Origin of the sequence: Bradyrhizobium sp. KBS0727, from assembly GCF_005937885.2 — a bacterium.
GTDB lineage: Bacteria > Pseudomonadota > Alphaproteobacteria > Rhizobiales > Xanthobacteraceae > Bradyrhizobium.
In genome coordinates, this window is the sequence record NZ_CP042176.1 from 1,071,837 (window position 1) to 1,096,809 (window position 24,973).

Sequence of the window (24,973 nt, forward strand, 5' to 3'; positions counted from 1 at the left end):
GTCTGGAAGACTAGGTCCCCCGCCTGCGCGGGGGACGACCAATTTTACCTCGGCAGCGTCGTCGATCCCATCAGGAACTGGTCGATCGCGCGGGCGCAGAGGCGGCCTTCACGGATCGCCCACACCACCAGCGACTGGCCGCGGCGCATGTCGCCCGCCGAAAACACCTTTTTCAGCGAGGTTTGGTAGTCCTGCAAGTTGGCGCGGACGTTGCCGCGCTGGTCGAGGTCGACGCCGAGCGTCTTCAGCATGCCCTCATGCACCGGATGCACGAAGCCCATCGCCAGCAGCACGAGCTGGGCCTCGAGTTCGAATTCGGTGCCCGCGATCGGCTTGAACTTGTCGTCGACCTGCACGCAGTGCAGCTTCTGCACCTTGCCGTCGACGCCGGAAAACTTCTGCGTCAGCACCGCGAATTCGCGGCGTGCGCCTTCGGCCTGGCTCGTCGAGGTCCGCATCTTCAGCGGCCAGTTCGGCCAGGTCAGGCCCTTGTTCTCATGCTCGGGCGGTGCCGGCATGATTTCGAGCTGGGTCACGGACTTGGCACCCTGCCGGAACGACGTGCCGATGCAGTCCGATCCGGTGTCGCCGCCGCCGATCACGACGACATGCTTGCCGCCGGCGAGGATGTCCTTGGCGCCGTCTAGCGGCTCCGAAGCGACGCGGCGGTTTTGCTGCGGCAGGAAGTCCATCGCGAAGTGAATGCCGTCAAGGTCGCGGCCGGGGATCGGCAGGTCGCGGCCGGCTTCGGCGCCGCCGGTCAGCGCCACCGCGTCGTATTGCGTGAGCAGTTGCTGCGGATCGAGCGCGCCCGGTGAGCTGCCGCCGACATGGACGCCGTAATGGAACGTGACGCCCTCGGCCTCCATCTGCGCCACGCGGCGATCGATGATGTGCTTCTCCATCTTGAAGTCGGGAATGCCGTAGCGGAGCAGGCCGCCGGCCTTGGCGAACTTCTCGTAGACATGGACGTCATGGCCGGCGCGCGCGAGCTGCTGGGCTGCAGCAAGGCCCGCCGGCCCGGAGCCGACGATCGCGACCTTCTTGCCGGTCCTGGTGGGCGCGATCTCCGGCTTCAGCCAGCCATTGTCCCAGGCGCGATCGACGATCGCGCATTCGATGGTCTTGATGGTGACCGGGTTGTCGTCGATGTTGAGCGTGCAGGACGCTTCGCACGGCGCCGGACAGATGCGGCCGGTGAATTCCGGGAAGTTGTTGGTCGAGTGCAGGTTGCGCGAGGCCTCTTCCCAGTTGTCCTGATAGACGAGGTCGTTGAAATCGGGGATCTGGTTGTTGACCGGGCAGCCCGGCGTGCCCGGCTGAACCGAACCGGTGCCGTGGCAATAGGGGATGCCGCAATTCATGCAGCGCGCGGCCTGGTCGCGGGTGTCCTTCTCGCTCAGGGGAATGACGAATTCGCGATAGTTCTTCAAACGCTCTGCGACCGGCTCATACTTGCGATCATGCCGGTCGATATCGAGAAAACCTGTGATCTTGCCCATAGAACCTGACGCCCCTGAACCTTTGCTCCGTCATTCCGGACCAGCGCATGAGCGCTGGATGCGGAACCTTGATGTTGTCTTGCGCGGCTCCGGGTTCGCGCGTCGCGCGCCCCGGAATTGCGCCTGATGATGTTTACGCCCCGATCGCGATCTTCGGCTCGGCGTCGGCGTTTGCCTTCATTTCCTTCAGGGCGCGGCGGTATTCCACCGGCATCACCTTGCGGAATTTAGGCAGCCACGTCTTCCAGTTCGCGAGGATATCGGCGGCCTTCTTCGAGTCGGTCAGCTTGGCGTGACGCGTGATCAGGACGTGCAGCCGCTCGACGTCGGATTCGAGCAGGTCCTTGAACACGTCGACGCGGCCGTGCGCCTCGAGGTCGCCGGTGTGGTGATAGGTATTCTCGTTGATCATCTCTTCCGAGAGCACCGGTTCGAGCTCGACCATCGACATGTTGCAGAGCTTGGCGAAGTCGCCGGCCTCGTCCAGCACATAGGCGATGCCGCCGGACATGCCGGCCGCGAAGTTGCGCCCGGTCTTGCCCAGCACCACGACGATGCCGCCGGTCATGTATTCGCAGCAATGGTCGCCGGCGCCTTCGACGACTGCGATCGCGCCGGAGTTACGCACCGCGAAGCGCTCGCCGGCGATGCCGCGGAAATAGCATTCGCCCTCGATCGCGCCGTACATCACGGTGTTGCCGACGATGATCGACTCTTCCGGCACGATGCCGGAATTCTTCGGCGGCTTGACGATGATGCGGCCGCCGGACAGGCCCTTGCCGACATAGTCGTTGCCTTCGCCTTCGAGCTCGAAGGTGACGCCGCGCGCCAGCCACGCGCCGAAGGCCTGGCCCGCGGTGCCCTTCAGGCTGACCTGAATGGTGTCATGCGGCAGCCCGGCATTGCCGTAGATCTTCGCAATCGTCCCCGACAGCATCGCGCCGGCGGAACGGTCGGTGTTGTTGATCTCTTCCTCGATTTTGACCGGCGCGCCGCGGTCGATCGCGGCTCTCGCCTTTTCGATCAGCCGGCGATCCAGCACCGCTTCCAGATGATGGTTCTGGTTCTCGGCGTGATAGATCTTCTGGCCGGGCAACGCCTTCTGCCGGACGAACAGCTTTGAGAAGTCGAGCCCCTTCGCCTTCCAGTGCGCCACCAGGGTGGACTGATCGAGCATCTGGGTCTGGCCGATCATCTCGTTGAAGGTGCGGTAGCCAAGCTGCGCCATGATCTCGCGGACTTCCTCGGCGACGAAGAAGAAGTAGTTGATGACGTGCTCGGGCTGGCCGGTAAAGCGCTTGCGCAACACCGGATCCTGCGTCGCGACGCCGACCGGGCAGGTGTTGAGATGGCACTTGCGCATCATGATGCAGCCCGCTGCGATCAAGGGCGCGGTGGCGAAGCCGAACTCGTCGGCGCCGAGCAGGGCGCCGATCACGACGTCGCGTCCGGTGCGGAAGCCGCCGTCGACCTGGACCACGATGCGGCTGCGCAGCCGTTCGCGCACCAGCGTCTGGTGGGTTTCGGCAAGGCCGATTTCCCACGGCGAACCGGCGTGCTTGATCGAGGTGAGGGGGGAGGCACCGGTGCCGCCCTCGAAGCCCGCGATGGTGACATGGTCGGCGCGCGCCTTGGCAACGCCCGCGGCAACGGTGCCGACGCCGATTTCGGAGACCAGCTTGACCGAGACCTGACCGTCCGGATTGACGTTCTTGAGGTCGTAGATCAGCTGCGCCAGATCCTCGATCGAATAGATGTCGTGATGCGGCGGCGGCGAGATCAGGCCGACGCCCGGCGTCGAATGCCGCACCCGCGCAATGATCGCGTCGACCTTGTGGCCGGGCAGCTGTCCGCCTTCGCCGGGCTTGGCGCCCTGCGCCATCTTGATCTGCATCATGTCGGAGTTGACGAGATATTCCGTCGTCACGCCGAAGCGGCCCGAGGCGACCTGCTTGATCGCCGAGCGCATGCTGTCGCCGTTCGGCATCGGCTTGAAGCGATCGGCCTCTTCGCCGCCTTCGCCGGTGTTGGACTTGCCGCCGATCCGGTTCATGGCGATCGCGAGCGTGGTGTGCGCCTCGCGCGAGATCGAGCCGAACGACATGGCACCCGTGGCAAAACGCTTGACGATCTCCTTGGCCGGCTCGACCTGGTCGAGCTTGATCGGCTTGCGCTTCTCGTCCTCGGCGGTCTTGATCCGGAACAGGCCGCGCAAGGTCACCAGCCGCTCGGACTGCTCGTTGAGGACCTTGGCGAACGCCTTGTAACGCTCCAGCGAATTGCCGCGCGCCGCGTGTTGCAGCAGGCCGACCGTCTCGGCGGTCCAGGCGTGATCCTCGCCGCGGGTGCGGTAGGCATATTCGCCGCCGACGTCGAGCGCGGTCTTGTAGACCGGCGCTTCGCCGAACGCGTCCGAATGGCGCCGCACGGTTTCCTCGGCGATTTCGGTCAGCCCGACGCCTTCGATGCGGGTGTGGGTGCCGGCGAAATACTTGGCGACGAAATCGGCCTTCAGTCCGACGGCGTCGAAGATCTGCGCGCCGCAATAGGACTGGTAGGTCGAGATGCCCATCTTGGACATCACCTTGAGCAGGCCCTTGCCGATCGACTTGATGTAGCGCTTGACGATTTCATAGTCGTCGAGCGAGCCGGGCAGGCGGTCCTTCATCGCGATGATGGTCTCGAACGCCAAATACGGGTTGATCGCTTCGGCGCCGTAGCCGGCCAGGCAAGCAAAGTGATGCACTTCGCGCGGCTCGCCGGATTCGACCACAAGGCCGACCGAGGTGCGCAATCCGGTGCGGATCAGGTGGTGATGCACGGCGGCGCAGGCCAAGAGCGACGGGATCGGAATCCGGTCCGAGCCCGCCATGCGGTCGGACAGGATGATGATGTTGACGCCCTCGCGCACCGCGCCCTCGGCGCGCGCGCACAATTCGTCGAGCACCTGCTCCATCCCCGCCGCGCCGAAGCCGGCATGGAAGGTGGTGTCGAGCGTGCGCGACTTGAAATGGGTGTCGGCGACGTCGGAGATCGAGCGGATCTTTTCCAGATCGGCGTCGGTCAGGATCGGCTGGCGCACTTCGAGCCGCTTGGTCGAAGCGAGGCCCTGCAGGTCGAACAGGTTCGGCCGCGGTCCGATGATCGAGACCAGGCTCATCACCAGCTCCTCGCGGATCGGATCGATCGGCGGGTTGGTGACCTGCGCAAAATTCTGCTTGAAGTAGGTGAACAGCGGCTTCGGCCGGTCCGACAGCGCCGAGATCGGCGTGTCGTTGCCCATCGAGCCCGCGGCTTCCTCGCCGGTGGCCGCCATCGGCGTCATCAGGATGGTGATGTCTTCCTGCGAATAGCCGAACGCCTGCTGGCGGTCGAGCAGCGGCAGGTTGGAGCGCATGCCCTTGGTGGCGGCGTCCGGCAGATCCTCGAGCTGGATCTGGGTACGGTGCAGCCAGTCGGCGTAAGGATGGCTCTTGGCGAGCTCGGCCTTGATCTCGTCGTCGGGAATCAGGCGTCCCTGCTCGAGGTCGACCAGCAGCATCTTGCCGGGCTGCAGCCGCCACTTGGTGACGATCTGGTCCTCGGGAATCTTCAGCACGCCCATTTCGGACGCCATCACGATGCGGTCGTCCCTGGTGACGAGGTAGCGCGCCGGGCGCAGGCCGTTGCGGTCGAGCGTGGCGCCGATCTGGCGGCCGTCGGTGAAGGCGATCGCGGCAGGGCCGTCCCACGGCTCCATCAGCGCGGCATGATATTCGTAGAAGGCGCGGCGCTGCTCATCCATCAAGGGATTGCCGGCCCACGCTTCCGGAATCATCATCATCACGGCGTGCGGCAGCGAGTAGCCGCCCTGCACCAGGAATTCGAGGGCGTTGTCGAAGCAAGCGGTGTCGCTCTGGCCCTCATAGGAGATCGGCCACAGCCGGCTGATGTCCTTGCCGTAGAGTTCGGAATGCACCGAAGCCTGGCGCGCCGCCATCCAGTTGACGTTGCCGCGCAGCGTATTGATTTCGCCGTTATGGGCGATGAAGCGGTAGGGATGCGCCAGCGACCAGGTCGGGAAGGTGTTGGTCGAAAAGCGCTGATGCACCAGCGCCAGCGCGCTCTCGAAATCCGGCTCGTGCAGATCGGGATAGTACTTGCCGAGCTGGTCGGCCAGGAACATGCCCTTGTAGATCACCGTGCGGCACGACAGCGAGGCCGGGTAATAGCCGGCGAGACCGCGCTCGCGGCGCTGGTAGATCGCCTGCGAGATCGATTTGCGCAGAATGTAGAGCCGGCGCTCGAATTCGTCTTCGCTCTTGGCGGTGCCGTTGCGGCCGATGAACACCTGCATGTGGTAGGGTTCGGTCGGCTTGACGGTTTCACCCAGCGACGAGTTGTCGGACGGCACGTCGCGCCAGCCGAGCAGCAAGAGGCCTTCGGCCTTGATCTGTTCGGCAACGATGCTCTGGATGACTTTGCGCCACGCCGTCTCCTTCGGCAGGAACAGGGCGCCGATCGCGTAGTGGCCGGGCTCCGGCAGCTTGAAGCCGATCTCGGCGGCCTTGCGCTTGAAGAAGGCGTGCGGAATTTGCACCAGGATGCCGGCGCCGTCGCCGGCGCGCGGATCGGCGCCGACCGCGCCGCGATGCTCGAGGTTGCAGAGAATGCTGATCGCGTCGGAGACGATCTGGTGCGACTTGCGGCCCTTGATGTTGGCGATGAAGCCAACGCCGCAGGAATCCTTCTCCATGCCGAGGTCGTACATGCCCTCGGCCGGTGGACGCCAGCTATGTTCGCGCGGGGGATCGACGGCGACGGTGTCGGCCGGTTTCGAAGCCGCGGTCGCCGACAGTGCTGCTGTCCCGATATTTTCGCGCTCGAATTCCGACCCGCTCATCTCAATCCTCTCAAATAGGCTAAGGGCCACTGCATCGTCGGCGCACCTTGGGCGTTCGCGGCACCCACCGGGCCACCGCTCGTCCTCCGCGAGCCGCAATTTTCTAAATTCAGGCCTGGGCGTTCAACGTCCCTGAGGAACGGCCTTGCCTGCACTTCCCTGGAGCTCGAAGCACCCAGATTTCGTTGCAATCCCTGTGCCGGGACCGCCCCGTAATTGAGACAGTGATACTGTCCTAACTCCGACCATGCCAAATTTTTGTCTATCACACAAGCACGTGAGAGTCCTCGCTTGCATGGCTGATCCGTGCCTCTCGCGGGCCGAACCGCCGCCCCGGATTTGAGGCAAACGCGCCGCGATCCGGCCCAAGGACCGCCGGATTTCGCGATGAAATTTGCGCTGGGGACGAATGGGTTCGCCCCGGGTACAGGCGAGAGGGCGAAAACGCTCCGGCCTTCGCGTTCAGAGGCGTTGGGATTTACAGGAGCATTCAACGATGAAGTTGTTCACCGGATGTTTGGCGGCGAGCCTGGTTCTGTTCGCGGCCGGCGCGCAAGCGCAGATGCTGGCGCCTTACACACCCGCCTCCGATTTTGGCGGTCCCTATGCGGCGGTACCGGACGCCCCGGGCGCGCATTACGGCTACGGCCCGCGGCTGCTGCCGCCCGAGGAAGTCTATACGGTGGTGCGCGAAAACGGGTTCTCGCCGCTCGGCATCCCCCGGCAGCGCGGCTTCGTCTACGCGATCGACGTGATCGATCGCCGCGGTGAAAGCGGCCGGCTGATCGTCGATGCCCGTGACGGGCGGATTATCCGCTTCAGGCCGGGTTACGGGATCGGGAACAATTTCAACGAGGAGCCGGCGGTGATCTACGGCCAGCCCGGGGCGCTGCCGCCGAACACCCTGGTCAAGGGCGAGCCGCGGCCGCCGCGGTCGATCCCGCATGTGGCCAGCCGTTCCGTGCCGGTGCCGAAGGCGAGTCCGCTCGCTGCCAAGCCCGAACCCCAGCCTGAACAACAGCAATCGGCGGCGACGCAGTCGAAGCCGGCGGAGGTGCCAGCGGCTCCGCCGGCCGTGACGACCGGTCAGGCTCCCGCGAAGCCCGTGGCCGAGATTGCGCCGACGAAAGACATGCCGAAGGTGCAGGGGCTGGAGTGACGTAGCGCCTGCTAGCGTGGAGCTGAAGCGAACTTTCTATCGCGTAGTCATTCCGGGGCGCGAAGCGAACCCGGAATCTCGAGATTCCGGGACTGGTCCTGGCGGACCATCCCGGAATGACGAGCTAAACAACGCCCATCAAAAAAAACGCCCCGGTTTCCCCGGGGCGTTCTTCATCGGCCAATATCTGCCGAAAGCCTGACCGCGTCAGGCGGCGACGGAGGCGTCGACCACCTGCGGGGCGGTTGCACCGGAAGAGATCGGAATGCTGCGCGGCTTCTTGGCCTCGGGAATCTCGCGGACGAGGTCGACATGAAGCAGGCCGTTCTCGAGCGAGGCGTTCTTCACCTGCACGAAGTCGGCGAGCTGGAAAGCGCGCTCGAAGGCCCGCGCCGCGATGCCGCGGTAGAGCACTTCGGATTTCACGACGCCGTTTTCGTTGGCGGATTTCTCGCCCTTGATCGTCAGCGTGTTTTCCTTCGCGACGATCGAAAGCTCGCCCTGCGCGAAGCCGGAGACCGCAACGCTGATGCGGTAGGTGTTCTCACCGGTGCGCTCGATATTGTAGGGGGGATAGCCGGGGCTGCCGTCTGCGTTCGCCTGATCGAGCAGGCTGAAGAAGCGATCGAAGCCGACGGTGGAACGATAGAACGGGGTGAGATCGTAGGTACGCATAGGTAGTCCTCCATTGAGCGACTGTCTGGGTTAACCCGCCCGCCATCGGGCCGGGCCTTCGTTCGTGCAGCCTTGGTGTTTTGATCCGAGAGCATTTCGGTTCCGAAACACTGGTAGCGGCCTGCACAGAGGTGATATGGGAGGGGAGAAACGGCGTTCAAGAGGGCTGCAAACACCTCCCTTTTTCGCGCTCCCGCCTTGATTTCCAGCCCTTTTCACCTATCCGGTTCCGGTCATGACGCTCGTCTCGATTCCCGCCAATCCGGTTCCGGAGGATGTCGTCTCAGGCACCATCAAGACGCCCGACGGTGCCGAATTGCGCTTCGCGCGCTGGGCGCCGCCTGCGGGGCGCAAGGGTACGGTCTGCGTCTTCACTGGGCGGAGCGAATCGATCGAGAAATATTTCGAGACGGTGCGGGATTTGCGCGATCGCGGTTTCGCGGTGGCGATGATCGACTGGCGCGGCCAGGGGCATTCGTCGCGGCGCTTGCGCGATCCGCGCAAGGGCTATGTCCGCGATTTCTCCGATTTCGAAGTCGATGTCGAAACCTTCGTGCAGCAGGTGGTGCTGCCGGATTGTCCGCCGCCCTATTTCGCGCTGGCGCATTCGATGGGCGGCGCGGTCATGCTGCGGATCGCGCATGCCGGCAAGCGCTGGTTCGATCGCATGGTGCTGTCGGCGCCGATGATCGACCTGCCGGGGCGCGCCACCTCGTTTCCGGCGCGCGCTCTGTTGCGGATCATGCGGTTCGCCGGCCAGGGCGGTCGCTACGTGCCCGGCGGCAGCGACGCGCTGACCGGCTCGGAATCCTTCATCAACAATCCCTTCACCAGCGATCCGGTGCGGTTCGCCCGCAACGCCGCGATCCTGGAGGAAGACCCGACGCTCGGCATCGGCTCGCCGACGGTGGCCTGGGCCGATACCGCGTTCCGGGCGATGCACACCTTTCGCGGCGCGAACTACCCGTCCGAAATCCGCCAGCCGATCCTGATGCTGGCCGCCAGCAACGACAGCATCGTCTCGACGTCGGCGATCGAGGAGTTCGCCTATCACCTGCGCGCTGGGTCGCATCTGGTGATCGCGGGCTCCAAGCATGAGATCCTGCAGGAGCAGGACCGCTACCGCGCGCAATTCTGGGCGGCGTTCGACGCCTTCGTGCCGGGCACGCCGCTGTTCAAGTGAAGGCAAAGCGTTTTCGAGCGAAGTGGTACCGGTTCGCGTAAAGAAAACGCGTCAAACAAAGACTACGGCTTCGGCAGACGCGCGACGATCCGGGCGGGGAAACGCCGCTCGACGAACAGCGTCCTGACTTCCGCGACGCTGAGATAGCGATCGTCGCCGTCGCCCTTGCCCATGATGCGCAGCAGGACCGGCCATTCGCCCTTCATCAGGATCGGATAATACCAGCGCGCCGCATCGCCGGCGCGCGCGAGATTGGCGGCCATGTAGGTCTCGATCTCTTTGGTGTTGAGTCCGCGCTCGACGCCGCCGGCGCCGTCCGGCCGGTCCTTGCCGAAGGTGGCGAGGCGGGTGATCTCGTCCTCATGCACATGCGCGTCGACATCGAGAATGCGCGAGCCGGCGCCATGCTTGTCGAGCGGGCCGTTGCGCAACGCGTCCAGCACCGCGCCGGAAGTGAGACTTCGCAACGGATTGCCGTTCGCCATCAGCGCGACGCCGTAGGTCTCCAGCCAGACCTTGATCTTGCTCGCGCCGACTTCGCCGCTGGCGAGCTCGATCGTTTCGGAGATGGTCGAAAGCGGCACGATGTGGCCGCCGACGTAACCGTTCGCAACCAACGCGCGGAGGAACGGGCAGGGATTGTCGGGCGAAACGGCAGCGGCAGGTGCGGCGTTCGGAGCGGTACCAATGCGGTCGTCGGTCATGGCTCCAAACCCTTCGAAAGCAGCGGATGAAAAATGGACGTCTGACGTGATGGCAGGTTTTGAAAGGGCGAATTATGGATCGTCGCACTACTTCTGGGTGCAGCCGAGTTTTCGCGGAATTCGCAGCCGTGTCAACTCAAGGCTGTCTCGACTCGAGACGGTCTCGACCCGAGGCTTGGGCCGGGCCCGGCATATATGATTTGGAATCAGGAATCCGCGGCGAGCTTGGGCGAGGATTCGACCAGCGTCAGTTTACCGAAAGGTATGCCGGCCTTCAAAAGGCCCTCGCGGTAATGGGCGATGTCACCCGGGGCTTTCCAGTGGAGATGCCGCAACATTCGCTCGGCGGTCAGGCCCGGATAGTTGCTCAGCAGCACCTCGGCCGCGTTTTTCGCTTCCGCGGTCCGCCCCAGTTGCGCGAGGGCCGCCGCCCGTATCGCCAGCGCCTGCAGCTGGTTGGGATTGAGATACAGTTCTTCGCGCGCCCATGACAAAGCGGCGTCATATTGCCCCAGCAGATAGTGACTGAACGCGTTCACGGCCGCCCATTGATATCGGGGGTCGGAGTTGCCGCGCTGCGCCGCCATCGAGAACAGTTCGATGGCGTGCCGGTGTTCGCCGATCACGAGGTGGCACATGCCGAGCACGCCGCGGGCGCCCATGTCGTACGGGTTCAGCGCGACCGCCCGCTTGGCGGCGTCCATCGCCGCCTCGTAGTGCCCCTGCACCGCGCTCACATAAGCCAGAATCTGAAACGCAAAGGAGGAGCGTGGATCGAGCCGGACGCTGCTCTGCGCGAGCGACATCGCGGAATCCCACAATTCGCGCGTGCTGCGGATCCATCCGAACTGAATGCCCTGGATCTGGATGGTGGCGAGATAGGCGCGCGCGATCGACAACGTCGGATCGAGCGCGATGGCTTCCCTGAACAGGCAGATCGAGGTTTCCCAGTCGTCCTTGGTCTGCAGGTAGTAGTACGACAAGCCCTTCAGGAAGCGATCCCACGCGGTCAGGTCGTTCGACGACGGCCGCGGCGGTGCGGAGGCTTCCGCCCGGTAGATCTCGGCCGCGATCGCCGCCGACAGGCTGGTGGTGATTTCGTCCTGCATCGCGAACAGATCGCCGATGTCCCGGTCAAACCGGCCGGTCCATAATTGTTCGCCGGTCTCCGGCGCGATCAGCTCCGAGGTGACGCGAATCTTGGTGCCGGCCCGCCGCACCGATCCCTGGATCAGGTAGGTGGCGTCGATTTCGCGCGCGATCAGCCGCGTGCTCTGATTGTTGCCCTTGAACGCGAAGGTCGAGTTGCGGCTGAGCACCCGGTAAAACGATTGCAACGACAGCGCGTGGATCAGGTCCTCGGTCAGGCCGTCGGAAAAATATTCGTCGGCGCCGTCGCTCAGATTCGCAAAGGGCAGCACACCCACGATCGCGGTTCGATACTGGGCTGCGAGATTCGAGGTCTCGACCGAAACCCCTTTTGATCCTCGACCGGCGCTGTCGGAACCTTGGGGGCGCCAGGTCCAGACCTCGATCGGTTCCTCGATGTTCTTGAACCGGTGGGGCCCGGAATCGACCAGGTGGACGCTGAGACGCTTGCCGGCCTCATGGCAGGCCTTGCCGGACACCGCCACGCCGCCAGGGGCTGCGACCGATTCGAGGCGGACGGCAATGTTGACGTCGTCGCCGAACACCTCATCCTCGTCGGCCATCACATCGCCCATGTGGATGCCCATGCGGAACTGCATGACGCGATCGGCGGGGATGTGGTTGTTGCGCTCCGCCATCAGGCCCTGCATCGCGATCGCGGCCTCGATGGCGCCGACGATGCTCGGAAATTCCAGCAGGAAGCCGTCGCCGGTGTTCTTCACCAGCCGGCCGCCATGGTTGAGAATGATCGGGTAGATCGCGCCGCGATGGGCCTTGAACGTGGCATGCGTACCTGCCTCGTCGGCTCCCATCATGCGGGAGTAGCCGGCGACGTCAGCACAGACGATGGCAGCTAGGCGTCTTTCCATATCCCCAAGATATCCCAAAGGCTCCAGAACCGGCAGATACCAGTACGTGGTCGGTCGATTGATTCCAATGTTTATAAAAGGCGCCGCATCTGGCGGAAGCCCGATCCGATCATGATAGTAATGCAATCCGCGCGGAAATGGCACGGGACAATCGGGCGCAAGCGCCGGGAAAACGGTCAGGCAATGGGCGGAACGCTCGGCATTCACGAACTTTGGCTCTTTATCCTCTCCGGCGTGCTTCTCAATGTCACACCGGGGCCGGACACCGCCTATATTATCGGCCGCAGCGTCCAGCTCGGATGGCGCGGCGGGGCGGCCGCCGCGCTGGGGATAAGCTGCGGCTGCCTGGTTCATGTGTTCGGTGCCGCCGTCGGCCTGTCGGCGCTCCTGATGGCGTCTTCGGCGGCATTCGCTGCCGTCAAAATGGTCGGTGCAGCCTATCTGCTGTTCTCCGGTGTCCAGATGTTGCTGGCGCGGCCCCGTCCCGTCGCCGAGGCGGCCGCCGATGCCGGCGGTACGTCGCTGCGCCGCGTGTTCTGGCAGGGCGCCCTGACCAACGTGCTCAATCCGAAGGTGGCGCTGTTCTTCCTGGCGTTCCTGCCGCAATTTGTGGCGGCGGACTCCTCCCACAAGGCGCTCGCGTTCCTGACCCTCGGCCTGATCTTCATTTGCAGCGGAACGCTGTGGTGTTTCGGCATCGCGGCCTTCGCGGCGAAAGCCGCCGGCCGCCTCCGGCAATCGGCGGGCGCGATAGCCTGGGTCAACCGCCTGCTCGGCGGGATGTTCGTCTATCTCGGCGTCCGCGTCGCCATGATGGATACGCGCTGAAGTCAGCCGTCACCGTTTGTGTCGGCGGTGACGTTTCAGGTGGACATTTTCAGTAGGGCATTGCCGGCAAGATAGACCCCGAGAACGATCATCGCGACCTGGAAAAACAGACGGAAAATATCCGGCTGCAGCCGGGTGCGAACGGCCTGGCCGACGAACATGCCGGCGAATGAGCACGCCATGGCGACCGCGCCCGGCAGCGCGGTTGCAGCCGTCAGCAGGCCCTCGCTGGTCAGGTTGAAGCCGAGCGCCAGCGTTGCGACCGTGAAGAACACGCCGAGCGCCTGGATCAGCTCTTCCTTTTCCATGCCGATTGCCTGCAAGAACGGCACCGAGGGAATGACCTGTACGCCGGTCGCGGCCGAAATCATCCCGGTGATCAGGCCGACGATGCCGCCGAGCCATTTCTCGTTCGCCGGCGCTACGGTGAAATGGAACTTGTAGAGGCCGATGATGGCATTGATCGCCAGCAACAGGCCGAGCGCGATCGCCGTATAGCGTGCATAGGGGCCGGTCAGCGCGCCGCCGTTCAGCCAGATGCCGGCCGCGGTTCCGATCAGCAGTGGCCAGAGCCGCCGGAGGATGTCGCGCAAATAGGGGCCGCCGAAGGTCTGCCAGATATTGGTGACGATCGCCGGCACGATGACGATGGCGATGGCCTGGGCCGGCGGCATCGACACCGCGAGCAGGCCCATCGACACGGTCGGCAGGCCGAGCCCGAGGGCGCCTTTGACAAATCCCGCAAGCAGGAAGGCGACGGCGATGAGGAGCAGCAGGGAATCGAACATGGGCGCACATTGACCGATCGATGCTGGCGGCACAATCTGGAGATTACGGAGATAGCCTTCGTCCAAGCCGAAAGCAGGGGGATTGAACCATGGCCATGCGTTTCGATCTGGTCGACCTTCAGCTCTTCATCGCGGTGGCCGAGACGCGCAGCATCACCAACGGCGCGCAGCGGCTTCATCTCGCGCTGGCTTCGGCCAGTGCGCGGATCAAGGGACTGGAACAGGCGCTCGGCGTCGTGCTGCTGACGCGCGGCCGCCGTGGCGTCGAACTGACGCCGGCCGGCGAAAGCCTGCTCGATCATGCCCGGATCGTCACCCACAATATCGAAGCGCTGCGCGGTGATCTCTTGGCCTTTTCCCGCGGCGTCAGGGCCACCGTGCGCTTCCTCGCCAACACCTCGGGCCTGTCGGAATATCTGCCGAAGGCGCTGGCGGCCTTCCTCGGCCAGCATCCCCACATCTCGATCGACGTCGAGGAGCGCGAAAGCGGCGACATCGCCCACGCCATCCTGACCGGTGCCGCCGATCTTGGCCTCGCCGCCGAACACGCCTTGCCGGACAGTATCGAGCGCATCCCGTTCAGCGAAGACCGTCTGGTGCTGATTGCCGCGCGCACCGACGAACTGGCGGGCCGGCGGCAGGTCGATTTCCGCGAGGTCGTCGAGCGGGATTTTGTTGGATTGATCGCCTCGAGCGCGCTGCATGCCCATGTCACCGGACATGCGGCTCGGCTCGGCGCGCGGCTTCGGTTTCGCGCCCGGCTGAACAATTTCGACGCGATCGGCGAAATGGTCGCCGCCGGCATCGGTGTTGCCGTGATGCCGGAGGTCGCGGCGAGGCGTTGCGCCCGCGCGATGAAGATCAATGTCGTCAGGATCAGGGATCCCTGGGCCAACCGGCGGCTCGCGATCTGCGCCCGCAGTTTCAAGTCGCTGCCGCGGCCGGCGAAACAGCTCGCCGACCATCTGCGCACGGCAGCACCGTGACGCTTACTTCGCCGTATCGAGGCCTGCGGCCTTGATGACGCGCGCCCACTTTTGCGCCTCGGCCGTGATGTAGTCGCGAAAATGTTTCGGCCTGTCGCCGGCCACCGTGAGGCCCTGGTCGGCCAGTTTTTGCTTCACCTGCGGATCGTCCATGGCCTGGTTGGTGACGGCATTGAGCAGGTTGACGATATTTTCAGGCGTCCCGCCCGGGGCGATCATGCCGTACCAGTTCTGGATCAGGAGATCCGGCATGCCGACCTCGGCGGTGGTCGGCACGTCGGGCGCCGTCGGGGCACGTTCGGGTGCGCCTAGCGCGATGGGGCGCAAACTTCCGGCCTTGATGTGCGGCAAGATCACCGGCAGGTCGAGGAATGCCATCTGTACCTGCTGGCCGAGCAGATCGTTGATGGCGGGCGCAGCACCCCGATAGGGGATGTGAACGATGTCGATGTTGGCCGTCAGCTTGAGCAGCTCGCCCGCCAGATGCGGCAGGCCGCCAACGCCGGCGGACGCAAAATTGAGTTTCCCCGGCTGGGCCTTGGCGAGGGCGACAAGCTCGGCCATGTTTTTGGCGGGCACGTTACTGGCAACGACAAGCATCTCCGGCACCGTCGTCACCAGGGTGATCGGCGCGAGATCCCTGGCAACATCGTAGGGCACCCTTTCCATGGTCGGGTTGATCACGAGCGAACTCGCGCTCACGATTCCGATCGTGTAGCCGTCAGGTGCCGCCTTTGCGACCGCGTCGGTGCCGAGCACACCGCCCTGGCCGCCGCGATTGTCGATGATAACAGGTTGCTTGGTGATTTCCGACATCCGCTGGCCGACCACGCGCGCGATGATGTCGTTGGGCCCGCCGGCCGGGAACGGCACGATGAGTTTGATCGGTTTGGTCGGAAAATCCTGTGCGGCGGCCAACGTCGGCAACAGCAACAGCGTCAATCCCGCGAGCAACCGGCCCAGGATTTTCATCAATGCCTCCCGCGCGGCTCCGCATCTCCTGCGCGTTCACGCCGCTGGCAGCAATTCTATAGCGTTTTCGAGCGAAGTGGATACCGGTTCGCGTAAAGAAGACCGGCGTTGCCGGCGCGGGCCGTTCGCGACCGATCAGGCGTCAACTGTTCAGCAGTTTCAGCGCCGCCTCGTGCACACGGGCGTCACCGGCGGCGACGATGCGGCCGCCGTTCGTGGCGGGCTGGCCTTCCCAGTTGGTGACGACGCCGCCGGCGCCGGTGATGATCGGGATCAGGGCGGCGATATCATAGGGCTTCAGCTCGGTCTCGACCACGAGATCGAGATGGCCGGCCGCCAGCATGCAGTAGGAGTAGCAATCGCCGCCGTAGCGCGACAGTCGCACTTCCTTTTCGATCCGGCCGAAAACCTCGCGGTCGGCGGCGTTCATCAATAATGGGCTGGTGGTGTAGGAGGTCGCTTCCTTCAGCGAGGCGCAGCGCCGCACCGAAAGTTTTCGTTCGCCCGACGGCCCGGAATAATGCGCTGAGCCGCTATCGCCGGAAAAGCGCTCGCCGATATAGGGCTGGTGCATCATGCCGAACACCGGCGTGCCCTGGTGCAACAGCGCGATCAGCGTGCCCCAGATCGGAAAGCCCGCGATGAAGGATTTGGTGCCGTCGATGGGATCGAGCACCCAGACATATTCGGCGTCCTCGCGCTCGCTGCCGAATTCCTCGCCGACGATGCCGTGCTGGGGAAAGTTGGCCTTGATCAGGCGGCGCATGACGGCTTCGGCGGCGCGGTCGGCCTCGGTGACGGGGTCGAAGTCGCTCGTGCTCTTGTTGTCGACCAGGAGCGAGGTTCGGAAGAACGGCAGGATGGTTTCGCCGGAAGAAGTCGCGAGGCGGCCGATGAAGGCTGTGAAATCGATGACCGTCACGGCTGATCCCTGGAAAGGCGCGGCGCCCGCGCGAGAATTCTTGTTCTTGCCTAGCTCAATCCTGCGGCGTGCGCACGAATAACGGCGCGTTATTCCCACCTCATCGGTGACTGCCGGCTTTCGAATCACGTTCGTTTAGGCGTGTATTTTCGGTAAGTCCGTCAATCACGAAAGCGCGATGTCTGGGGATCATGGCTGATCTGCAGCACCTGCCGGGCAGAGAAAATAGAACGTAAGGTATTGAAAATATTTGGTAAAAGAGTATTTAATCAGTCTGTGGCAAATCGGCCAGCCCGGCCAGGATTGCGCAGGAAATGTTTCGAAAACTCTTGCGTTTTGTGCAGCGCGGTCGCATATTGTTGCGGTGCGGTAGCGCCTCGCGCTATCGCTGCCCTCCTTGGGCGTTTCCTCCCTAGACTTGGGCCGCTTGTTCATTCAAGCGGCCCTTTTTTCTTTTGGGGATCGGCGGTCATTCCGGACGACGCGAAGCGGCGATCCGGAATCTCGAGCTTCCGGGTTCGATGCTTCGCATCGCCCCGGAATGACGGTTAGAGATGATTACTCCGCGGCGGCCTGGAACGGCCCGAGATCGCCGAGCGGGACCTTTGCCAGCGCGTCGGCGAGCTTGGTGAAATCGGCGGCCACCTGCGCAAAGCGCGCCGAGCGTTCCCGGCGTCGCTCATCCATATAGATCGCGCGGTTGAGTTCGAGCTGCACGGTGTGCAATCCGCTTGCCGGGTTGCCGTAGTGCTCGGTGATGAAGCCGCCGGCATAGGGCTTGTTGCGCCCGATCGAATAGCCGAGCCCGCTCATGATTTCCTCGACGAGGTCGGGCAGCAGACTGGCGCAACTGGTGCCGTAGCGGTCGCCGATCACGATATCGGGCCGCCGCGGTTCGTCGCGCGACACGCCGACCGACGGCATCGAATGACAATCCACCAGGATCACGGTGCCGAACGCCTGATGGGCCTTGTTGATCAGCCGCCGCAGCGCGCGGTGATAGGGCTTGTAGAGCGCCTCGATCCGTCCCAGCGCCTCGTCGACATTGATCCGTTCGCGATAGATTTCCTGCCCGTCGCCGACCACGCGCGGGATGGTGCCGAGGCCGCCGGCGACCCGCATCGAACGGGTGTTGGCAAAGCTCGGCAGCCGGCCGTTGAACATGCGCGGATCGAGTTCGTAAGGCTCGCGGTTCACGTCGACATAGGAACGCGGGAAATTGACCCGCACGGTCGGAAAACCCCGGTCGGCGAGATCGGCGATCAATTCGTCCATGAAGGAGTCCTCGGAGCGGCGCAGGCTCGCGAGGTCGATGCGGGAAGCGTTGAGAAAATCCGGCGGATAGACCGAACCGGAATGCGGCGAGTTGAAGATGATCGGCGCCCGCCAGTCGGCCGGCTCCACGATCTCGAACGGAGGCGACAGTTCGCCATCAAGCTGCGTCATCGTCGGGCGCCATCCCTGAGATCCGGTTTTCCTTCGGCCAAATCGACGAGGTGGCCGATTCTGCCGGAAAACGGCGGCTTTATAACGAAGCATTGTCGGTAATCGCAATCATTCTGCCAAGCGAAAAAAGCCGCATGACGGCTGGAACATGTCGCAAACACGTGAAAAACGCCTGCCCTGATTGATCTTGGGCCGCGATAGGGTACAGAAATGGCGGCGCGACATCCTTCGCACGCCGACGCCCCTTCACCCGATATTTACCGTCTGTCGGGCTTAGTGGGTGGAGTGATCCTCCAAGCCGGATTCGACGACTGAACACCATGCACAAAATCCTTCTCGCCGAAGACGACAACGACATGCGCCGCTTCCTGGTGAAGGCGCTGGAAAACGCCGGATTTCAGGTCTCGTCCCACGACAACGGCCTGTCGGCCTATCAACGGCTGCGCGAGGAACCGTTCGAGATGCTGCTCACCGATATCGTGATGCCCGAAATGGACGGCATCGAGCTGGCGCGCCGCGCCTCGGAACTCGACCCCGACATCAAGATCATGTTCATCACCGGCTTTGCCGCGGTTGCCCTGAATTCCGATTCGGAAGCGCCGAAGAACGCCAAGGTGCTGGCCAAGCCCGTTCACCTCCGCGAACTCGTCAGCGAAGTGAACAAGATGCTGGCGGCCTGATTCGGCGTCATTTGGGGTCAAAACACTCCAGAAATTAGTCCCGAGCGTCCTTGCCGGGGCGCTTTGGAGCCGATATACGGACCCCACCCAATACGACTTGGGGCATGTTATTTATGCCCCGACAAAAGCTAGAGCGGGATGACCGGTCTAGGGCGCGTAGCTCAGCGGGAGAGCACTACCTTGACATGGTAGGGGTCACAGGTTCGATCCCTGTCGCGCCCACCACGCTTCGCCCTGACGGGCTACGCGTGGCGCAGCCACACCGAGACCGTCAGGACGAGGCGTGTCCGGCGAAGCTTGAGCGAAGCGAAAGCGTAGACGGACTGTTTCCTCGCGGATTTGCAGCGTTTCGGTGCCGGCTCGGCAAGCCACGTTCTCCTCACCAAAGCTAAGCGTGGTAGAGACCGTCAGAGCGACCCGGCCCACCGAAATTTTCTACCTGATATTCTTCTGGTAGCCGTCGACATAGACCGCCGCCAGCAGCACCAGGCCCTTGACGACGTATTGCCAGTAGATCCCGATGCCGAGGATCGACATGCCGTTGTTCATCACGCCCATCACGAAGGCGCCGATCACGACGCCCATCACCTTGCCGACGCCGCCCGAGGCGGAGGCGCCGCCGATGAAGCAGGCAGCGATGACGTCGAGCTCGAAGGAATTTCCGGCGCTCGGCGTTGCCGAGTTCAACCGTGCCGCGACGATCAGCCCGGCAAGGCCGGCCAGCGCGCCCATATTGACGAAGGTCAGGAAGATCAGCCGCTCGGTCCGGATGCCGGAGAGCTGCGCCGCCATCCGGTTGCCGCCGAGCGCATAGATGCGGCGTCCGATCGTCATGCGCTGCGTCACGAACATGTAGAGCAGGATCAGCGCACCCATGATGATCAGCACATTGGGCAGACCGCGATAGGATGCCAGCAGGTAGCAAAAACCGGCGATCAGGAGGGCGAACACGGCGTTCTTTCCGATGAACAACGCCAGCGGCTCCGTCTCCATCGTGTGGGCCTTGGCGCGGCGCCAGCGGCGAGCGCTGGTGAAGATCAGCAAGGCGGCGCCGACGAGGCCGACCAGCATCGAGGTCCAGCGGAAGTTGGCGCCGATGCCGTCGCCGAACAGTGCCAGCAGCGGCGCGCTGACCACGTCGGGGATGAATCCGGAACTGATGCTCTGGAAATCTTTGGGAAAAGGCCCGACGAACTGGCCGAGCAGGATGTTGCCGGTGAGCCCGCGAAACACCAGCATGCCGCCGAGCGTCACGATGAAGGACGGAATTTTGGCGTAGGCCACAAAATAGCCCTGCGCCGCGCCGATCAGGCCGCCGGCCACGAGGGAGATGCCGACCACGGGAATCCAGGGCAGCTTGTAGTCGACCATCATGGTCGCGGCGATGGCGCCGATGAAGCCGACGATCGAACCTACCGACAGATCGATATTGCCGCCGACGATGATCAAGAGCATGCCGAGCGCCATGATGACGATGTAGCTGTTCTGCAGGATCAGGTTAGTGATGTTGACGGGCGCCAGCAGCACGCCGCCGGTCAAATATTCAAACAGCGCAATGATCACCAGCAGGGAACCGAGCAGGCCGTAGTCGCGCAGGTTGCTCTTCCAGATGCCGGCGCCGGCCTGGTCCTTGCTCGGGGTCTCGACGGCGTCGTGTTTCACAGCGCGGTTCCGTGTTGTCGCATGATCGAGGCCATGATTTTTTCCTGGCTGGCTTCATGGGCCGGCATTTCATCGACGAGGCGGCCTTCGTTCATGACATAGAGGCGGTCGCAGATGCCGAGCAGCTCGGGCATTTCCGACGATATGACGATCACGCCTTTGCCGCTGGCCGCGAGGTCGTTGATGATGGTGTAGATCTCGTATTTGGCGCCGATATCGATGCCGCGCGTCGGCTCGTCGAGAATCAGCACCTTGGGATCGGCGAACAGCCACTTGCTCAGCACCACCTTCTGCTGGTTGCCGCCCGACAGGTTGAGCGCCTTCTGCAGGATGCCGGACGAGCGGATGTTCAGCCGGGAACGGTATTGATCGGCGACTTCGGCTTCTCGGCGCTCGTCGATCACGCCGTGCCAGGCGACGCCGGCCAGGTTGGCCAGCGTGATATTGCTCTTGATGTCTTCGCCCAGAATCAGCCCGAGGCCCTTGCGGTCCTCGGTAAGGTAGGCAAGTCCCCCGGCAACCGCCTTCTGAATCGAACCGAGGTCGATCTCGCGGCCTTGCATGAAGGCCTGGCCGGTCACGTTGCGGCCATAGGCGCGGCCGAACACGCTCATCGCCAGTTCGGTGCGCCCGGCGCCCATCAGGCCGGCGATACCGACAACCTCGCCCTGCCTGACGTGAAGACTGACGCCCTTGATTACTTCGCGGCCGGCATGCAGCGGATGCTCGACGCGCCAGTCCCTGATCTCGAACAGCGTGTCGCCGACCCTGGGGTCGCGGTGCGGGTAGCGTTCCGACATTTCGCGGCCGACCATGCTCTTGATGATGCGCGCCTCGCTGATCTCCTCGGTGTGGCAGTCGATGGTCTCCACCGTGCTGCCGTCGCGCAGCACGGTGATGGAGTCGGCGACTTCGGCGAGTTCGCTGAGCTTGTGGGAAATCAGGATCGAGGCGATGCCATGGCTCCGCAATTCCTTGAGCAGGCCGAGCAGCGCTTCGCTATCACTTTCGTTCAGGCTGGCGGTCGGCTCGTCCAGGATCAGCAACCGGACCTTCTTGGCGAGCGCCTTGGCGATTTCGACCAGCTGCTGCTTGCCGACGCCGAGATCTGTGATCAGCGCGGTGGGCTGCTCGTTTAGTCCGACCTTGGCCAGCAACTCGCGGGTGCGGCGGAAGGCCTCGTCCCAGTCGATGATGCCCATGACAGCCGGTTCATGGCCGAGGAAGATGTTTTCTGCGATCGACAGCAGCGGCACCAGCGCCAGCTCCTGGTGGATGATGATGATGCCGAGCCGTTCGCTGTCGGAGATATCGGCGAACTGCCGCCTCTCGCCATCATAGAAGATGTCGCCTTCGTAGGAGCCGTGCGGATAGACCCCGCTGAGGACCTTCATCAGGGTCGATTTACCGGCGCCGTTCTCGCCGCAGATCGCGTGAATTTTCCCGGCCTCAACCCTGAGATTGACGTTGCGCAGGGCTTTCACGCCGGGAAAGCTCTTGGATATGCCTCGCATTTCCAGAATGGCGGTCATTGCCCACCCGTCAACCCGGCCACAGCAGCAGCTTTCCCGTGGCTCACTTGAACTGTTCGGCCTTGTAGTAGCCGGTGTCGATCAGCGCGGTCTTCCAGTTGTCGAGATCCACCGCGACCGGCTTCAGCAGATAGGACGGAACCACCTTGACGCCGTTGTTGTAGGTCTTGGTGTCGTTGATCTCGGGCTTGCCGCCGGACAGCACCGCGTCGACCATTCCGGCCGCGATCTTGGCGAGGTCGCGCGTGTCCTTGAAGATCGTCGAATACTGCTCGTGGTTGACGATGGATTTGACCGAAGGCACCTCGGCGTCCTGGCCCGATATGACAGGCATCGGCATTTCCTTCGAGCCGTAGCCGACGCCCCTCAGCGCGGCAATGATGCCGATGCTGAGGCCGTCATAGGGCGACAACACTGCGTCGACATGCTTGCGCGTATAGAACGCGCTGAGCAGGTTTTCCATGCGGGCCTGGGCGACGGAGGCCTCCCAGCGCAGCGTTGAGACCTTGTCCATGCCGATCTGCTTGCTTTGCACCACGAGCTTGCCGCTGTCGATATAAGGTTTCAGCACCGACATCGCGCCGTCGTAGAAGAAGAAGGCATTGTTGTCGTCGGGCGAGCCGCCGAACAGTTCGATATTGAAGGGACCCTTGCCCTCCTTCAAGCCAAGTCCCTTTTCGATGCTGGCGGCCTGCAGCACCCCGACCTGAAAATTGTCGAAGGTGGCGTAGTAATCGACATTGGCCGAACCGCGGATCAGGCGATCGTAGGAGATCACCTTGATGCCGGCGTCGGCCGCGCGCTGCAGCGCGTCGGACAAAGTGGTGCCGTCGATCGCGGCGATCACCAGCGCCTTCTCCTTCTTGGTGATCATGTTCTCGATCTGCGCGAGCTGGTTGGGAATGTCGTTGTCGGCGTATTGCAGGTCGGTCTTGTAGCCCTTGGCCTGCAACACCCTCACGATGTTGTCGCCATCAGCGATCCAGCGCGCCGACGATTTGGTCGGCATCGCGATCCCGATGGTGCCCTTGTCTTGCGCCTGTGCCGGGCCAGCCAGCGTGGCCAATCCGAGCGCGACGGCAGCGGCGAGGGTTTTGACATTCAGCATCGGGTTCCTCCTGTAGGCAACTTTTATTGTAGCTCGGTCATCGGGGCAGCATAGCATCTTCGGGCAGCCGTTACCCCGCGATATGCCGGCCCGCGATATAGCCGAACGTCAGCGCCGGGCCGAGCGTGATGCCGGCGCCGGGATAGTTCCCGCCCATGATGCTGGCCATGTCGTTGCCGGCGGCATAGAGGCCGGCGATCGGCTGGCCGTCGCCATCGAGCGCACGCGCATTCTCGTCGGTCCTGATGCCGGCATAGGTGCCGAGATCGCCGATCACCATCTTGATGGCGTAGAACGGTCCGTCCTTGATCGGCGCGATGCAGGGGTTCGGGCCGTGCAGCGCGTCGCCCTGGTAGCGGTTATAGGCGCGCGATCCCTTGCCGAAGGCGGGATCCTGCCCACTGGCGGCGGTCTCGTTGAACGCCTTGACCGTGGCTTCGAGTCCCCCGGCATCGATGCCCGTATTGGCGGCGAGTTCGGTCAACGTTTCGCCGCGCTTGAGATAGCCGGTCTTCAGATGATGCCCGAGCGGCATCGGGAACGGCGGCACGCAGCCGAGCCCGTACTTTCGAAGCGCGCGGTGATCGCACAACAGGAACGCCGTGATCTCCTCGCCGGGTTTTGCGGCCTTCATCATCTCCTGCACGAAGTCATGATAGGAATTGCCTTCATTGGCAAAGCGCTTTCCGTCGCGCGTCACCGCGATGACGCCGGGTTTGGCGCGGTCGATGAAATGCGGCATCACGCCCTTGCTGCCGTCCTTGCGCGTGGTGACCGATACCGGCACCCAGGCGGCGGCGTTCGGCAATGAATCCTCGACGTGGCCGCCGGCGGCTTCCGCCAATCGCAAGCCGTCGCCGGTGTTGCCGGGCGGTCCCGGCGAGAAATGTTCGGCGCCGGTGGGGGCGTGCGGGAACATCGCCTTGCGCCTTTCGACATCGTGCGGAAAGCCGCCGCAGGCCAGCACCACGCCGCGCCGGGCGGTGACACGCACGCGTTTGCTGTCACGTTCGATGATCGCGCCGCGCACCGCGCCGTCCTCGACGATCAATTCGCGTACCGGCGACGACAGCCACAGCGGAATATTGAGGTCGAAGGCCGATTTCGCCAGCCGCCCGGCGAGCGCGTTGCCGTTGGTCAGCGTCATGCCGCGGCCGTAGCGCATCACGTCGAGCGCATGGCGGCTCAGGCGCTTGGCGACGTACCAGGCTGACATGGGCGACTTGGTCGCGCGCATAAAATGAATGATCTCCTTGCCGGAGCCCAGCATCATGCCGAACACGGTGAGCTCGGGCAGGGGGCTGCCGATATCCTTGAGCTTGGGGCCGAGTTCGTGGCCGTCGAACGGCCGCGTCACCATCGAGCGCCCGCCCTGCGCGCCGCCGGGCGCTTCGGCATGGTAATCCGGAAAGGTTAGCGGCATGTCGAACCGCAGCGCGGTCTTGCTGGTGAAAAAGTCCACCGCTTCGGGGCCCTTGGTCAGGAACGCATCGACGCGCGCGGCATCGAAACTGTTGCCGGCCTCATGGCGCAGATAGGTCCGTGCCTGGTCCGGGCTCTCGGCAATGCCCCAGTCGCGCGCCAGCGAGGTGCCGGGAATCCAGAGCCAGCCGCCGGAGCGCGCCGTGGTGCCGCCGAAGCGCGGCTCTTTTTCCACGATCAGCACGTTGAGCCCGTGATGCCCCGCGGTCACCGCCGCCGACATCCCGGCACAACCCGAGCCGACCACCAGCGCGTCGCATTCGTAGGTTTCTTGTATCTGATCCGCCACGCGATCCGCCCTGGTTATTTCTTTTTTCCGGCGGTCATTTGGGTGGGGATCGATTGACGTGTCAATCTAGCCAGCGACAAGCGCTGCGTTCACCTCGCCCCGCTTGCGGGGAGAGGTCGGATTTTACGCGAAGCGCAAAATCCGGGTGAGGGGGG

At 63.8% G+C, this 24,973-nt stretch carries 17 protein-coding genes, 1 tRNA gene and 1 pseudogene; 6 read left to right on the forward strand and 13 right to left on the reverse strand.

Annotated elements, in window-relative coordinates:
* Nucleotides 1–44 precede the first annotated feature (44 nt).
* Both FFI89_RS05065 and gltB read right to left on the reverse strand, forming a co-directional pair.
* Entirely contained in the window at nucleotides 45–1,502 is a 1,458-nt protein-coding gene (locus FFI89_RS05065; RefSeq protein WP_138833474.1) for a glutamate synthase subunit beta, read from the reverse strand.
* A 133-nt stretch (nucleotides 1,503–1,635) separates the two neighbouring features.
* A complete protein-coding gene (gene gltB, locus FFI89_RS05070) occupies nucleotides 1,636–6,384 on the reverse strand; it encodes a glutamate synthase large subunit (RefSeq protein ID WP_138833476.1) in 4,749 nt (1,582 codons plus the stop codon).
* Nucleotides 6,385–6,880: 496 nt separating this feature from the next.
* Here gltB and FFI89_RS05075 point away from each other — a divergent pair, with 496 nt between their 5' ends.
* Nucleotides 6,881–7,543: a hypothetical protein gene (locus FFI89_RS05075; protein WP_138833478.1), complete on the forward strand. Its 663-nt coding sequence runs from the start codon at nucleotides 6,881–6,883 to the stop codon at nucleotides 7,541–7,543.
* A gap of 207 nt (nucleotides 7,544–7,750) precedes the next feature.
* Here FFI89_RS05075 and FFI89_RS05080 read toward each other — a convergent pair whose 3' ends face one another.
* On the reverse strand, nucleotides 7,751–8,218 hold the full coding sequence (locus FFI89_RS05080; RefSeq protein WP_138833480.1) for an Hsp20 family protein: 468 nt from the start codon (nucleotides 8,216–8,218) through the stop codon (nucleotides 7,751–7,753).
* Nucleotides 8,219–8,453: 235 nt separating this feature from the next.
* On the opposite strand from FFI89_RS05080, the gene FFI89_RS05085 reads away from it, so the two are divergent.
* On the forward strand, nucleotides 8,454–9,401 hold the full coding sequence (locus FFI89_RS05085; RefSeq protein WP_138833482.1) for an alpha/beta fold hydrolase: 948 nt from the start codon (nucleotides 8,454–8,456) through the stop codon (nucleotides 9,399–9,401).
* 65 nt (nucleotides 9,402–9,466) lie between these two features.
* Here FFI89_RS05085 and FFI89_RS05090 read toward each other — a convergent pair.
* Nucleotides 9,467–10,105: pseudogene (locus FFI89_RS05090) on the reverse strand (cytochrome C); the annotation flags it as partial.
* A 206-nt stretch (nucleotides 10,106–10,311) separates the two neighbouring features.
* Complete coding sequence (locus FFI89_RS05095) at nucleotides 10,312–12,123, reverse strand: adenylate/guanylate cyclase domain-containing protein (RefSeq protein WP_138833487.1); 1,812 nt, start codon at nucleotides 12,121–12,123, stop codon at nucleotides 10,312–10,314.
* A 183-nt stretch (nucleotides 12,124–12,306) separates the two neighbouring features.
* Between FFI89_RS05095 and FFI89_RS05100 the strand changes: the two genes are divergently transcribed.
* The gene (locus FFI89_RS05100; RefSeq protein WP_138833489.1) at nucleotides 12,307–12,951 is read left to right on the forward strand and encodes a LysE family translocator; all 645 of its coding nucleotides are present in this window, start codon (nucleotides 12,307–12,309) and stop codon (nucleotides 12,949–12,951) included.
* A 35-nt stretch (nucleotides 12,952–12,986) separates the two neighbouring features.
* On the opposite strand, the gene FFI89_RS05105 is transcribed toward FFI89_RS05100, so the two are convergent.
* Nucleotides 12,987–13,739, reverse strand: coding sequence for a sulfite exporter TauE/SafE family protein (locus FFI89_RS05105; protein WP_138833491.1), 753 nt, complete (start codon nucleotides 13,737–13,739; stop codon nucleotides 12,987–12,989).
* Nucleotides 13,740–13,834: 95 nt separating this feature from the next.
* Between FFI89_RS05105 and FFI89_RS05110 the strand changes: the two genes are divergently transcribed.
* A complete protein-coding gene (locus tag FFI89_RS05110) occupies nucleotides 13,835–14,725 on the forward strand; it encodes a LysR substrate-binding domain-containing protein (protein ID WP_138836097.1) in 891 nt (296 codons plus the stop codon).
* A gap of 3 nt (nucleotides 14,726–14,728) precedes the next feature.
* Here FFI89_RS05110 and FFI89_RS05115 read toward each other — a convergent pair whose 3' ends face one another.
* The 3 genes from FFI89_RS05115 to FFI89_RS05125 all read right to left on the reverse strand — a co-directional run bounded on the left by FFI89_RS05115 (nucleotide 14,729) and on the right by FFI89_RS05125 (nucleotide 18,065).
* The gene (locus FFI89_RS05115) at nucleotides 14,729–15,697 is read right to left on the reverse strand and encodes a tripartite tricarboxylate transporter substrate binding protein (protein WP_138833493.1); all 969 of its coding nucleotides are present in this window, start codon (nucleotides 15,695–15,697) and stop codon (nucleotides 14,729–14,731) included.
* A gap of 142 nt (nucleotides 15,698–15,839) precedes the next feature.
* Nucleotides 15,840–16,619: a histidinol-phosphatase gene (gene hisN, locus FFI89_RS05120; protein ID WP_138833495.1), complete on the reverse strand. Its 780-nt coding sequence runs from the start codon at nucleotides 16,617–16,619 to the stop codon at nucleotides 15,840–15,842.
* Nucleotides 16,620–17,177: 558 nt separating this feature from the next.
* Nucleotides 17,178–18,065 (reverse strand): N-formylglutamate amidohydrolase, encoded by an 888-nt coding sequence (locus tag FFI89_RS05125; protein WP_138833497.1) that lies wholly within the window; start codon nucleotides 18,063–18,065, stop codon nucleotides 17,178–17,180.
* Between the two features lie 320 nt (nucleotides 18,066–18,385).
* On the opposite strand from FFI89_RS05125, the gene cpdR reads away from it, so the two are divergent.
* The gene (cpdR, locus tag FFI89_RS05130) at nucleotides 18,386–18,745 is read left to right on the forward strand and encodes a cell cycle two-component system response regulator CpdR (RefSeq protein ID WP_138833499.1); all 360 of its coding nucleotides are present in this window, start codon (nucleotides 18,386–18,388) and stop codon (nucleotides 18,743–18,745) included.
* 150 nt (nucleotides 18,746–18,895) lie between these two features.
* Nucleotides 18,896–18,970: transfer RNA gene (locus FFI89_RS05135), tRNA-Val, on the forward strand.
* Between the two features lie 210 nt (nucleotides 18,971–19,180).
* Here the strand turns inward: FFI89_RS05135 and mmsB are convergent.
* From mmsB to FFI89_RS05155, 4 genes are all read right to left on the reverse strand, one after another.
* Complete coding sequence (mmsB, locus tag FFI89_RS05140; RefSeq protein ID WP_138833501.1) at nucleotides 19,181–20,407, reverse strand: multiple monosaccharide ABC transporter permease; 1,227 nt, start codon at nucleotides 20,405–20,407, stop codon at nucleotides 19,181–19,183.
* Nucleotides 20,404–21,939 carry a multiple monosaccharide ABC transporter ATP-binding protein gene (mmsA, locus tag FFI89_RS05145; protein WP_138833503.1) on the reverse strand — a complete coding sequence of 512 codons (1,536 nt, stop codon included), beginning with the start codon at nucleotides 21,937–21,939 and terminating at the stop codon, nucleotides 20,404–20,406. Before mmsA ends, mmsB begins: the two co-directional genes overlap by 4 nt.
* A gap of 43 nt (nucleotides 21,940–21,982) precedes the next feature.
* Entirely contained in the window at nucleotides 21,983–23,047 is a 1,065-nt protein-coding gene (gene chvE, locus FFI89_RS05150; RefSeq protein ID WP_138833505.1) for a multiple monosaccharide ABC transporter substrate-binding protein, read from the reverse strand.
* Nucleotides 23,048–23,117: 70 nt separating this feature from the next.
* The gene (locus FFI89_RS05155) at nucleotides 23,118–24,752 is read right to left on the reverse strand and encodes an FAD-dependent oxidoreductase (RefSeq protein ID WP_246669479.1); all 1,635 of its coding nucleotides are present in this window, start codon (nucleotides 24,750–24,752) and stop codon (nucleotides 23,118–23,120) included.
* Nucleotides 24,753–24,973: the final 221 nt, after the last annotated feature.